Origin of the sequence: Flavobacterium akiainvivens, assembly GCF_001278115.1 — a bacterium.
Taxonomy (GTDB): domain Bacteria; phylum Bacteroidota; class Bacteroidia; order Flavobacteriales; family Flavobacteriaceae; genus Flavobacterium; species Flavobacterium akiainvivens.
Genome location: NZ_LIYD01000005.1, coordinates 3541674 through 3554915, shown reverse-complemented (window position 1 = coordinate 3554915; position 13242 = coordinate 3541674). Strand labels below are relative to the sequence as shown.

14 protein-coding genes are annotated in these 13242 nt (G+C 45.7%); all 14 read right to left on the bottom strand.

The features are described from left to right. Positions 1-7: 7 nt before the first annotated feature. Positions 8-1498: an NADH-quinone oxidoreductase subunit N gene (locus tag AM279_RS16030; RefSeq protein ID WP_054409035.1), complete on the bottom strand. Its 1491-nt coding sequence runs from the start codon at positions 1496-1498 to the stop codon at positions 8-10. Position 1499: 1 nt separating this feature from the next. Continuing rightward, the gene (locus AM279_RS16025) at positions 1500-2951 is read right to left on the bottom strand and encodes a complex I subunit 4 family protein (RefSeq protein ID WP_054409034.1); all 1452 of its coding nucleotides are present in this window, start codon (positions 2949-2951) and stop codon (positions 1500-1502) included. Between the two features lie 9 nt (positions 2952-2960). After that, positions 2961-4841 carry an NADH-quinone oxidoreductase subunit L gene (gene nuoL / locus AM279_RS16020; RefSeq protein ID WP_054409033.1) on the bottom strand — a complete coding sequence of 627 codons (1881 nt, stop codon included), beginning with the start codon at positions 4839-4841 and terminating at the stop codon, positions 2961-2963. Positions 4842-4847: 6 nt separating this feature from the next. Beyond that, positions 4848-5168, bottom strand: coding sequence for an NADH-quinone oxidoreductase subunit NuoK (gene nuoK, locus AM279_RS16015; protein WP_054409032.1), 321 nt, complete (start codon positions 5166-5168; stop codon positions 4848-4850). A gap of 1 nt (position 5169) precedes the next feature. Further along, on the bottom strand, positions 5170-5676 hold the full coding sequence (locus tag AM279_RS16010; RefSeq protein ID WP_054409031.1) for an NADH-quinone oxidoreductase subunit J family protein: 507 nt from the start codon (positions 5674-5676) through the stop codon (positions 5170-5172). Further along, a complete protein-coding gene (locus tag AM279_RS16005; protein ID WP_054409030.1) occupies positions 5676-6221 on the bottom strand; it encodes a NuoI/complex I 23 kDa subunit family protein in 546 nt (181 codons plus the stop codon). Before AM279_RS16005 ends, AM279_RS16010 begins: the two co-directional genes overlap by 1 nt. A 44-nt stretch (positions 6222-6265) precedes the next feature. After that, a complete protein-coding gene (gene nuoH, locus AM279_RS16000; protein ID WP_054409029.1) occupies positions 6266-7309 on the bottom strand; it encodes an NADH-quinone oxidoreductase subunit NuoH in 1044 nt (347 codons plus the stop codon). An 82-nt stretch (positions 7310-7391) separates the two neighbouring features. Next, positions 7392-8435: a 2Fe-2S iron-sulfur cluster-binding protein gene (locus AM279_RS15995; RefSeq protein ID WP_054409028.1), complete on the bottom strand. Its 1044-nt coding sequence runs from the start codon at positions 8433-8435 to the stop codon at positions 7392-7394. Positions 8436-8542: 107 nt separating this feature from the next. Then, on the bottom strand, positions 8543-9913 hold the full coding sequence (gene nuoF / locus AM279_RS15990; RefSeq protein ID WP_054409027.1) for an NADH-quinone oxidoreductase subunit NuoF: 1371 nt from the start codon (positions 9911-9913) through the stop codon (positions 8543-8545). Between the two features lie 2 nt (positions 9914-9915). Next, complete coding sequence (locus AM279_RS15985; RefSeq protein WP_054409026.1) at positions 9916-10458, bottom strand: NADH-quinone oxidoreductase subunit NuoE family protein; 543 nt, start codon at positions 10456-10458, stop codon at positions 9916-9918. A gap of 3 nt (positions 10459-10461) precedes the next feature. Then, positions 10462-11697: an NADH-quinone oxidoreductase subunit D gene (locus AM279_RS15980; RefSeq protein ID WP_054409025.1), complete on the bottom strand. Its 1236-nt coding sequence runs from the start codon at positions 11695-11697 to the stop codon at positions 10462-10464. A 21-nt stretch (positions 11698-11718) separates the two neighbouring features. Further along, a complete protein-coding gene (locus AM279_RS15975) occupies positions 11719-12249 on the bottom strand; it encodes an NADH-quinone oxidoreductase subunit C (protein WP_054409024.1) in 531 nt (176 codons plus the stop codon). Continuing rightward, positions 12249-12800: an NADH-quinone oxidoreductase subunit B gene (locus AM279_RS15970; protein ID WP_054409023.1), complete on the bottom strand. Its 552-nt coding sequence runs from the start codon at positions 12798-12800 to the stop codon at positions 12249-12251. The genes AM279_RS15975 and AM279_RS15970 overlap by 1 nt, the downstream gene beginning before the upstream one ends. A 51-nt stretch (positions 12801-12851) precedes the next feature. Continuing rightward, positions 12852-13217, bottom strand: a complete 366-nt coding sequence (locus AM279_RS15965; protein ID WP_054409022.1) for an NADH-quinone oxidoreductase subunit A — start codon at positions 13215-13217, stop codon at positions 12852-12854. Positions 13218-13242: the final 25 nt, after the last annotated feature.

Here is a 13242-nt window from a genome sequence, read left to right as displayed (position 1 = left end):
CTTTTTTTTATATTATTTTGTTTTTAATCATATTTTCTACAAGCACCGTGCGGCGTATAAGGCTTGAAGCCAGATCTGGCCATAAACCTATAGCTATAATTAATACAAAGCTTACAATTGCAACTGCTTTGTATGCAAACGGCACAACAAGCGGCTGGCTGTCTTCATTAGGCTCTTTGCTGTACATGGCAATAATAAGCTTAAAGTAATACCCTACGCTTATAATTGAGCTTACAACCGCAGCAATAACCAGTATTAGTGCTGTTATAATACCTTGGGCCGATGGCGAATTCATACCTTTAGAAAGCACTTGGCTAAACAGGTTAAACTTGGCAAAGAAACCTGCAAATACCGGTATACCCGCCATAGAAAGTAATGCACAGGTAAGCACTAGTGCAAGCACCGGATTGGTTTTACCCAGGCCGTTAAAGTTAAATATCTGCTCGTCTCCTTTATTACCACAAACGCTAAGCACTACTGCAAACGCTGCAATACCTGCTATAGAATAGGCTACAGCATAAAAGAACAGGTTGCTTTGTGCTGCCGTAAGGCCGTGCAGCTGGAATATAAGCAGCATATAACCCGCATGAGATATACCCGAAAAGGCAAGCATACGCTTAACATTGGTTTGCTTAAGCGCCACAAGGTTACCTATTAGCATAGAGGCTATGGCTACAACATTTATTATGGTAATAAACCTGCCCGAAAGCACAGGGTTTAATGCATAAGCAAGCTTAAAGAATGCCGCTATGGCAGCTACTTTGGCCAGTGTGCTCATGGTTGCAGTGGTAAGCGCCGGAGAACCTTCATAAACATCAGGAGCCCAGAAGTGGAACGGCACAGCTGCAATTTTAAACAGCAGGCCTATGCTTAGCAGCACAAAACCAATGCTGAACCATTTAGGCAAATCAGGCGAAAGCGCCTTTGTTTGTATAACAGCCGTATCAAAACTACCCGTAGCACCATATATAAGCGCTATACCAAACAGTATAAGACCCGATGCAAATGCTCCCATAAGGAAGTACTTCATACCGGCCTCGTTACTCTTTAAATTCTTAGGTTCGCTGGCTGCAAGTACATACAGCGATATAGAAAGCACCTCTATACCTAAAAAGAACATAGAAAGGTTGCCAAAAGCCACCATGGCAATAGCCCCTGTAAGCAAAAACAGCTTGGTTGCTACAAAGTCTGACAGCTTTGGTTTGTGGTTTTTATGAAAATCAGGGCTTAGCGCTATTAAAAATATAGCCAGCAGTATAAACAACGACGAGAAGGCAAGCGAATATTTATCGCTTACAAGCATATTAAAATATCCTTTGCCGTCCATAGCAAGGCCGCTTATAAATTCTTTTCCACCTTTAAGACATCTGCCCACGGTATACACCAATACGGCAATAAGCCCCACAATGCTTATGGGCACAATGGCTTTTCTTGCGTTAAAAATTTCAGCTATAAGGCATATAATACCCAGCCCCGCAATAGCTATTAATATCTCCATCTTAACGTAGTTGTTTTATGTAAGTCAATAATTCATTAAGCGTTGGCGTAACAAGCTCTACCAACGGCTTAGGATATACACCAAAGAACAGCAGTACGGCAATGATAAGCACAAATGCAACACCTTCGATAACGGTAACATCGGCAAAGGCACGGGTACCGTCGCCCAGCATTACCTGCTGGAACATCCTAAGCATATAAAATGCACCCAATATAATGGTAAGACCGCCAACAACGGCCATCCATATATTAGCCTGTGCAAGGCTGTACAGCAGCTCAAATTCTCCCACAAAGTTAAAAGTAGAAGGCAGCGCTACCGATGCCAGTACCAGTATCATGAACATAGATGAGAACACCGGCGTTTTTAGACGGATACCTCCCATATCGGCAATTTCCTGGGTAGCAAACCTGCGCTCTATAATTTCGGCAGCAAAGAAAAGGCCTACCACTACAAAGCCGTGCGCCAGCATTTGAAGTACAGCACCACGGAAACCATCAAGCGTCATGGTATAAGCACCTGCGGCAACAAGGCCAACGTGTGCCAATGACGAATAAGCAAGTAGCTTTTTAAGGTTGGTTTGCTTAAGCGCCAGTATAGAACCATATATAACACCGGCAACACAAAGGGCAATAAATATGTATTTATATTTCTCTGCAAAATGCGGGGCTATAGGCAGCTGCCACTTAATGATACTGAAAAGCGCCATTTTAAGCATAATACCCGATAACAGCATGGTACCGGCAGCCGGGGCTTTTTGGTACACATTTGCCTGCCATGTATGGAAAGGTATAATAGGAATTTTAATAGCATAAGCCAGGAAGAATGCCAGGAATATAAGCATCTCCTCTGTTTCGTTAAGGCGGGCATTGTACAGGTTAAACGCCAGGAACGAGCCTGTTCTCTGGTAAATGTAAATAAACGCCAACAGCATAAAGAGCGAACCTGCAAAGGTGTAGATAAAGAATTTAACTACCGCTTTTTTACGCTCTTCGGCATCGCCACCGCCCCACATAAGGGCTATGAAGTAGATTGGGATAAGCGAAAGCTCCCAGAAAATATAATACAGGAAACCGTCTTCGCTTAAAAACGTACCCGCCATGGCAAAGGCCATAAACAGTATAAGCCCGTAGAAAGACGCTTTACGCGGAAACAGGTTAGCAAACGATGTAAGTATAATTATGGGCGTAAGCGCCGTTGTAAGCAATGCCATAGCCAGGCTTAAGCCATCGGCCTTAAAGAACAATACCACACGCGGGTTTGCAATCCACATTTTAGAAAAACTAAGCGTTACAGTTGGGTTATCTACCGTAAAAAAGCGGTAGGTTAAAAATGCTGTAACCCCAAATGCCACCGTACTGAAAGCAAGCGCCACTTTAGATGCCCATTTGTCACCCGAATACCAGGTGGCAAGTGCCCCAAATAATAAAATAACAAGTATTAAAGATACGTTCATCAGTTTGTTTTATTTTATCAGAAATATACTGCCTACAATTGCACAAATACCCAGTACAAATATAAGCAGGTAAAAACCTACGCTGCCGTTTTGAACCGCGCCACCCTGTTTGCCTAAAAATACGGCTGCCTTACCAAAGCCGAAAACAAGCCCTGATATAGCCGCTTCCGTAACATTTTTAAAGAAGCTGCCAATAGCATAAATAGGTTTTACAATTATTGCGGTATATACTTCGTCTACATAATATTTGTTGTACAGCAGCCCGGCAACGCCTTTTATTTCGCTGTCCTGCGGTGGTACTTCGCCTTTGTTCATGTATTTTGCATAAGCAATGCCTATACCTACAAGTGCACCTACTACCGCAATGCCCATAAGCATATACTCGGTAGGGCCCAGGTGGTGGTGTACCGCCGGTTTAGCTATTACAGGCGCAAGGTATTCATTAAGCCAGCTGGCGCCCGGCAGGCTTATGGCACCGCCCACAAGTGCAAGGATGGCAAGCACTATAAGCGGGAAGGTAATAAGGCCCGGAGACTCATGCAGGTGGTGTTTTTGCTCCTCAGTACCACGGAAATCTTTGTAGAATGTAAGGTACAGCAGGCGGAACATATAAAAGGCCGTCATGATAGAAGCAAGCGAACCTATTACATACAGCACTGTATTGTGGTGGAACGCCGTCATTAAAATTTCGTCTTTAGAGAAGAAACCGGAGAATGGCGGCAGGCCTGAAATGGCAAGTGTAGAGATAAGGAACGTGGCAAAGGTAATTTTCATAACCTTGCGCAGGCCGCCCATATTGCGCATATCCTGCTCGCCGTGCAACGCGTGGATAACCGAACCCGAACCCAGAAACAGGCACGCCTTAAAGAACGCGTGTGTTATTACGTGGAAAACAGCTATTTCATAAGCGCCACAACCAAGGGCAAGGAACATAAGCCCAAGCTGCGAAACGGTTGAGTAAGCCAGTACTTTCTTGATATCATTTTGTACAAGGCCAATAGAAGCTGCTATAAGCGATGTTATGGCACCTACTATGGCCATTACCTCAAGCACATCCGGCGTTAAGTTAAACAGGAAGTTAAGCCTTGTTACCATAAAGATGCCGGCGGTAACCATGGTAGCAGCGTGTATAAGGGCCGAAACCGGTGTTGGACCCGCCATTGCATCAGGCAGCCATGTATATAGCGGAATCTGGGCGCTTTTACCACAGGCACCTATAAACAGGCACAGCATGGCAATGGTAAGCCAGGTCCTGTCGATAGTCCAGGCATTTTCAACAGCCGTGCGGATATTGGTATACTCCAACGTGTGGAAAATATGAGCAAGGATAAAGATACCTATAAGAAAACCAAGGTCGCCTATACGGTTCATAATGAATGCTTTCTTAGCCGCATCGTTATAATCCTGGTTTTTGTACCAAAAGCCTATAAGCAGGTAAGAGCAAAGCCCCACGCCTTCCCAGCCAATGAACATAATAAGCAGGTTGCTGCCCATAACCAGCGTAAGCATAAAGAATACAAACAGGTTTAGGTAGGCAAAAAACTTGTGCATGTTTTCATCATCATGCATATAGCTTATAGAATATAGGTGGATTAGCGTACCAATACCGGTAACAAACATAAGCCACAGCAGCGAAAGCTGGTCGAGCAGGAAGTTAAAGCCAACAGTAAAGTTTTGCAGGTTAAGCCATTCAAAAAGCTCAACGCTTATGGCTTTTTTAGTACTGCTTACCTGTAAAAAGAAAAACAGGGTTACCACAAAAGAAACCGCAACAGCAGCAGTACCCAGGTAGCCCGAGGCATTTTTGCCTATTTTTTTACCAAAGAAAACATTAATTAAAAACCCTGCAAATGGGGCAAATAGTAATAGTAAAGCCAAATTTGTCTCCATCGGGCGTTATCCTTTTAAGTTCTTTAAATTATCAATATCAATACCCTTAACATTGCGGTACACCGCAACCAGTATGGCAAGACCTACCGCTACTTCGGCAGCGGCAACAGCCATAGAAAAGAATACAAATATCTGCCCGGCAGCGTCCTGGTGATAGGTACTAAACGCTACCAACAGCAGGTTTACCGCATTAAGCATAATTTCTATAGACATGAACATAACAATGGCATTCCTGCGGAACAATACACCAAAAGCGCCTACACAAAACAACAGTGTAGAAAGGTATATATAGTTATCTATGCCTATTTCCTGTAGTATATTTTCCATCTTAGCCGTTAATATGTTCTTTTTTAGACAGTAGTACCGCACCAATCATTGATACTAAAAGCAGTATCGAGGCAAATTCAAACGGCACCATATAATCGTTAAGCAATACCTGGCCCAGCACTTTTATTGACTGGTAGTCTTTACCCGAAACATCATAACGGGCAATAACGGCATGCGATTTAATAAACGTGGCAATAAGCACCAGCGCTACAAGGCCAAAGGCACCGGCGGCGGCTATGCGCGAGAGTAGTGTTTTGTTCTTTTCATCCTCTTTATTGAGGTTCATAAGCATTATGGTAAAGAGCATCAGGATCATGATGGCTCCCGAATATACAATTACGTGCACAATGGCCAGGAACTGCGCGTTAAACATAAGGTAATGCCCGGCTATAGAAAAGAAGCACAGCACAAGGTAAATGGCACTATGTATAGGGTTTTTGCTAAAGATGGTAAGAAATGCAGTAGCAAGCGTTATGGCCGAAAGTATGTAGAATAAAGTTAGTATCATTATTTCGCCATTTGTGGTTTAGTGTTGTTAATGGCCATTTCAAGCGGCATAACCAGCTTTTCCTTGCCATATATAAAATCTTCGCGGTTGCTGGCGCTTTTTACCATTACGCGGCTCTTGGTAAGGTAAATGGCCTGCTTGGGGCACGCTTCCTCACACAGCCCGCAAAAAATGCAGCGCAGCATGTTTATCTCATAAATAGAGGCATATTTCTCCTCACGGTACAGATGCTTTTCATCCGGCTTGCGCTCTTCGGCTTTCATTGTAATGGCTTCGGCAGGGCATGATAATGCACACAAACCACAGGCTGTACAGCGTTCGCGCCCTTCGTCATCGCGCATAAGCATGTGCTGGCCACGGTAAACGGGGCTAAGCGAGCGCGTTTGCTCAGGATACTTAATGGTTACCTTACGTGTAAAAAGGTGCCCAAGGGTAATCCATAAACCTTTAGCTATGGCTACCAGGTAAAGGCTTTCCATAAAGGTCATCTTTTTGTTGGAAACCTCCTTTTTACGTCCCGATAATGATAAACTTTCTATCGACATTGTAGTATACTTTGTGCCCTAAGGCATTCTTTACATTCAAACAATTAAAACAATTTACCGTCGCTCCACAGTATTGCCAGCGCTGTAATAACAATATTGGCAATGGCAAGCGGTATAAGCATTTTCCAGCCCAGTTTCATCAGCTGGTCATAACGGAACCTTGGTATCGTCCAGCGCACCCACATATAAAAGAATATGAAGAAGCATATTTTACCAAACAGCACCAGTACCCCAATCCATGTAGTGGCATTAGCGCCCCAGTTTTCGGTTACCCAATCCATACCCGGGAAGTTGTATGCACCAAAGTACAGCACCGCCAGGATGGTTGATGAAATAAACATTGAGGCATATTCTGCAAACAGGTAGAAACCCATTTTCATTGACGAATATTCGGTATGGTAACCTCCTATAAGCTCGGCCTCACACTCGGCAAGGTCAAACGGCGTACGGTTGGTCTCGGCAAACGAACAAACAAGGAAGATAAGGAAGCCCACCGGCTGGTAAAATACATTCCAGCTCATGCCGTGCTGTCCGGCTGCAATATCGCGAAGGCTAAGTGAACCCGTCATCATTACAAGGGCTATGATGGCAAGGCCCATGGCTACTTCATACGATATCATCTGGCTTGAGGCACGCATGGCGCCCATAAGCGAAAATTTGTTGTTAGATGCCCATCCGCCTATCATAATACCATAAACACCTACAGAAAGTACGCCAAAGATGTACAGCATGGCAATATCAATATCGGTAGCCTGAAGTACTACATCTCGGCCAAAGATATGCAGTGTATCGCCCCACGGAATAACCGCGCTGGTAATAAGCGCCGTGCTCATTGATATGGCAGGGCCTGCAATAAACAGGAACCTGTTTGGTGTATTAGGGAAGAACTCCTCTTTACTAAACAGCTTTAAACCGTCGGCAAGAGGCTGTAGTATACCGCCTTTACCGGCACGATCCGGGCCTATACGGTCCTGGAACCACGCCGCTATTTTACGTTCGGCAAGGGTTTCATACATTGCAAAAAGCATGGTAATGGCAAAAATCACCACTATAAAAATGCCTTTTTCTATAATTATTGCAGTATCCATTTTTTTTAGTTTAAAAGTCAAAAGTCAAAAGTCAAAAGTCGTGGAAACTCCCAACAACTAACAACCGATAACCAAAAACCTCTTATACGTTTCCTTCTTTTAATACTTTTTGCTCTTCGGGTTTCATGGGCACCCCGGTCATACTGATCTTCTTGCGGTCTTTATCGCGGCCCAACAGTATGTTATGTTCGGTTTCAATAACCACCGGCTTAATGTGGCGGGTGTAGTTATTTTGGTTGATAACCGAATCTTTCTCAAACTTGCGTGGGCCTTCAATTACCCAGTCGGCTGTATCTTTATGATCAAAGCGGCATTCGTTACAAATGAACTCCTCCACTTCATGATACTCATCCTTACGGGCGGTTACACGCTGAATTTCGTTACCAAACATCCAAAGCGTGGTCTTGCCACAGCACTTGTCGCAATTACGGTGCGCGTTGTATGGCTTGTTGAACCATACCCTTTGCTTAAAGCGGAACGTTTTATCTGTAAGCGCACCCACAGGGCATACGTCTATCATGTTACCGCTAAACTCGTTGTCTATAGCTTTAGAAATAGCGGTAGAAATTTGCGAATGGTCGCCCCTGTTCAGTACACCATGCACGCGGTTATCGGTAAGCTGGTCGGCAGTCATTACACAGCGGTAGCATACAATACAGCGGTTCATATGCAGCTGAATGTTAGGGCCTATGTTTTCAGGCTCAAACGTACGTTTTTCTTCAATAAAGCGCGTTTTGGCAGCACCGTGCTTAAAGCTCAGGTTTTGCAGGTCGCATTCACCGGCCTGGTCGCACACGGGGCAATCCAGCGGGTGATTTATCAAAAGGAACTCGGTTACCGATTTACGGGCATCCAGCACCCTTTCAGATGAGATGCTCTTTACCTCCATACCGTCCATACAGCCGGTAACGCATGAGGCTACCAACTTTGGCATAGGGCGAGGGTCGGCCTCGCTGCCTTTAGAAACCTCTACCAGGCAGCAACGGCATTTGCCCCCACTACCCTTAAGTTTTGAATAATAGCACATGGCGGGCGGAACGCTCTCGCCGCCTATTTTGCGCGCAGCCTGCAGTATGGTGGTACCCGGTTCTACGTCTATTTCCTGGCCGTCTATTGTTACTTTCATATCTATCAGCCCCCTAACCCCCAAAGGGGGAATTTGCTTAGGTTAATTTTTAATTTTATTGTGGCTCCTCACTCTCCTCCCCTTTGGGGGAGGCCGGGAGGGGCTCCTTATATTACTGCCTGCTTTGCTACCAAATGCTTTACCTTTTCAAAAGGCTCGTTTACAAAGTGGTCGCGGTTCTTGATTTTTTCCGGGAAACGCACGTGGTATTCAAACTCATCCCTGAAGTGGCGTATAGCAGCGGCTACCGGCCATGCGGCGGCATCGCCCAGCGGGCATATTGTGTTGCCCTCTATCTTGCGCTGTATGTCCCACAGCAGTTCGATATCTTCTTCACGGCCGTGGCCGTTTTCAATACGGTGCAGTACTTTTTCCATCCAGCCTGTACCCTCACGGCACGGCGAGCACTGCCCGCAGCTTTCGTGGTGGTAAAAACGGCTGAAGTTCCAGGTATTCCTTACCACGCAGGTAGTATCGTTATACACAATAAAACCACCAGAGCCCAGCATGGAGCCTGTTGCAAAACCACCTTCGGAAAGCGACTCATAGCTCATAAGCCTGTCGCCGCCCTCGGCATTTTTAAAGATAAGGTTTGCAGGAAGGATAGGCACCGAAGAACCTCCGGGTATAAGCGCCTTTAGCGGACGGTCATCCATCATGCCGCCAAGGTATTCGTCTGAGTTCATGAACTCATCTACGCTAAGGCCCAGCTCTATTTCATAAACGCCGGGGTTTTTACAGTGGCCCGATGCAGATATCAGTTTTGTACCGGTAGAACGGCCTATGCCTATCTTGGCATATTCGGCACCGGTGTTGTTTACAATCCACGGCACAACGGCAATAGATTCAACGTTGTTTACAACTGTAGGGTTAGCCCAAAGGCCGCTAACAGCAGGAAATGGCGGCTTGATGCGCGGGTTGCCCCTTTTGCCTTCAAGCGACTCAATAAGCGCGGTTTCTTCGCCACAAATATAGGCTCCGGCGCCGCAGTGCACGTGCAGGTCTAAATCCCAGCCTGTGCCCATTATGTTTTTGCCCAGCCAACCTGCGGCATAGGCTTCTTTAATTGCAGTTTCAAGAATGCGGAACACCCACATATACTCCCCACGGATGTAAATGTAAGACAGGTTACAGCCCAGCGCATAGCTTGAAGTAATCATGCCCTCAATAAGCAGGTGCGGAATGTATTCCATAAGGAAACGGTCTTTAAACGTCCCCGGTTCAGATTCGTCGGCATTGCACACCAGGTGGCGCGGCTTGCCTGATTTTTTATCGATAAAGCTCCACTTCATTCCGGTAGGGAAACCGGCGCCGCCACGGCCGCGAAGGCCACTGGTTTTTACCTCTTCCACCACCTCGTCCGGCGTCATGCTTTTAAGCGCTTTTTCTACCGAGCGGTAGCCACCATGCTGGCGGTATACCTCATAGGTTTTAATGCCCGGCACATTTGCGTGTTCTAATAATATCTTCCTTGCCATAGTTATTCCCTTATAGCCAGTTTGTGTAAATCTATTTTGCCCGCACGGCAGTCTTCAATCAGCTGGTCCATTTTAGGCCTGTCAAGCTTTTCGTAGTAGTAATCGCCCAGCTGAAGCATTGGCGCATAGCCGCATGCCCCAAGGCACTCTACACCTACTATGGTAAACATGCCGTCTGCTGTGGTTTGGCCTTCAGCCACACCCAGCTTTTCGCAGGTGTAGTCCATAAGGCTTTCTGCACCGCGAACAGCGCAGCAAGACGTACGGCAAAACTCAAACATAAATTTACCTATAGGCTTTTGGTTATACATAGTGTAAAATGTAACCACCTCATATACCTCAATAGGTTTGATGCCTAAAATTTCGGCCACCTTGTCCTGTAGCGGAATGCTCAGCCAGTTGTTGTGGGCATCCTGCACTTCGTGCAGTACCGGCAACAGGGCCGATTTCTTTTTATCATCGGGATAGTGACCCAAAAGCTCGTCTATCCTGGCCTGAAGCTCAGGCGTTATGTTTATTTCCTGATGTGCGTTGCTAATCTCCATAATCTACGCGTCTAATTCGCCTGCAATCACGTTGAGGCTTGATAATGTTGCAATGGCATCAGAAAGCATTTGCCCCTTTACCATATCGTTAAAGGCCTGGTAATATATAAAGCATGGCCTGCGGAAGTGCAGCCTGTAAGGCGTGCGGCTACCGTCTGTTATCAGGTAAAAGCCCAGTTCGCCGTTACCGCCTTCTACCGCGTGGTATACTTCGGTTTTTGGTACCGGCACTTCGCCCATTACTATTTTAAAGTGGTATATAAGCGCCTCCATGTTGTTGTACACATCTTCCTTAGGCGGAAGGTAGTAATCAGGCACATTGGCATGGAAAGGCCCTTCAGGCAGTTTTTCAAGCGCCTGCTTGATGATTTTAAGGCTTTCCCAAACCTCGGCATTACGCACGCAAAAACGGTCGTATGTATCGCCAGACTGGCCCACGGGCACGTCAAATTCAAAATCTTCGTAAGAGCTGTACGGCTTCATAACACGCACATCATAGTCTATACCCGCTGCACGAAGGTTAGGCCCGGTAAAACCGTAGCTCATGGCCTTTTCGGCAGATATAGGCCCCACGTTTATGGTACGGTCCATAAAAATACGGTTGCGCGACAACAGGTTTTCAAACTCTGTCCATATAGCCGGGAACTCTTCAAGGAAATCGTTTATCTTTTTGAAAGCGGCAGGGCTCCAGTCCCTTTCAAAACCGCCTATGCGGCCCATGTTTGTAGTAAGGCGGGCGCCGCATATTTCTTCGTAAATTTCGTAAATCTTTTCGCGGTACTGGAACACATAAAGGAAGCCCGTAAGCGCCCCCGTATCTACACCAAGTACCGAGTTACATATAATATGGTCAGCAATACGCGCCAGCTCCATTATTATCACCCTTAGGTACTGCACACGCTTGGGCACTTCTATATCCAGCGCTTTTTCCAGAGTCATCCACCACCCCATGTTGTTTATGGGAGACGAACAGTAGTTCATCCTGTCGGTTAGCGGGGTTATCTGGTAAAATGGCCTGTTTTCGGCTATTTTTTCAAATGCGCGGTGAATATAACCTACGGTGCCTTCGCCGTCAAGAATCCTTTCACCATCCATAAGCAGGATGTTCTGGAAAATACCGTGCGTGGCAGGGTGTGTAGGCCCAAGGTTTAATATGGCGAGCTCGCTGCCGTCTTCATTTTGCCTTTGCTCAATCATCTTGGCATAGCGCAGCTCTGGTGGTAATAATAAGTCTGACATTGTATATACTTATTTTGCCAATTAATTATTGTTAACGTTATCCGGCTTGCGGCCAAAGAAACGGTCGTCTTTATCGGTACGGCCGCCGTCTTCCATTGGATATTCCTTACGCATAGGGAATACCGTCATTTCATCCATATTAAGGATGCGCTTAAGCTGCGGGTGGCCTTTAAATATAATACCGTAAAAATCGTAGGTTTCGCGTTCCTGCCAGTTAGCACCAAGATACAGGTTTGTAGCACTGTCTATTTCAGGGTTTTCGCCGTTAAGGAACGCCTTTATGCGGATGCGCACATTGTCCATCCAGTTGTGCAGGTGGTACACCACAGCAAACTGCCTTTCAACCTCGTTATCCGGGTAGTGCACGCCGCAAACATCGGTAAGGAAGTTAAAGCGCAGCACCGCATCTTCTTTAAGGAAACGAAGCACATCGTTAGCCGAAGCAGCCTCTACCTCAAAAGAGAACATATCTTTTATATCTACAAAACCGAAAACTTTGTCTCCAAATTTTTCCGTTAGCTTATCTTCTATTACAGTGGTTTCTAATGCCATTATGTTATGTTGTAAGAAGCCAATAATTCCTGGTACTCAGGAGAACTCCTGCGGCGTACCGACTCATTTTTAACAATATCCTGCAATGTAAGGATGCCGTCTAATATTTGCTCAGGCCTTGGCGGGCAACCCGGAACGTAAACGTCTACCGGAATAACCTTGTCTATACCCTGAAGCACGCTGTAGGTATCAAAAACACCACCTGAAGAGGCACATGCACCCACAGCAATAACCCAGCGGGGCTCTGCCATTTGCTCGTACACCTGCCTTAAAATAGGCGCCATTTTTTTGGCAATGGTACCCATTACAAGCAACATATCGGCCTGGCGCGGAGAAAAACTCATACGCTCAGAACCGAAACGGGCAAGGTCATAAGTAGCGGCCATAGTAGCCATAAACTCGATACCGCAGCATGATGTAGCAAACGGTAATGGCCAAAGCGAGTTGGCACGCGCAAGGCCCACCACCTCGTCAAGCTTAGTAGCAAAAAAGCCCTGGCCTTCTATACCGGCAGGGGCACCTACTATTTTTATATCTTTTTGATCGCTCATAGTAATTCAGTTTTTTGATTATCAGTATAATGCTTCAAAAAGCATACCTGATTACTCCCACTCCAGCCCTTTCTTTTTCATTACATAAAAGAAGCCCACTACAAGAAGGAACATAAAGATGCCCATTTTGATAAGGCCTTCCACACCCATTTCGCGGAAGTTTACCGCCCACGGGTACATAAATATTACCTCTACATCAAAAAGCACAAAAAGGATGGCTACAAGAAAATACTTAACCGAGAAGGGTATACGGGCATTACCTACCGACTCTATACCGCACTCAAAGTTTTTATCTTTATTAAGCGAATTGCGCTTAGGCCCCAGCATGTTAGAAATGGCAATTGTACCTGCCACAAAACCCACTGCAAGAGCAATTTGCATAAAGATTGGGATGTAGCTTACCTGGCTTGTTTCCATGAGTTATGTAATAATATATGTAACA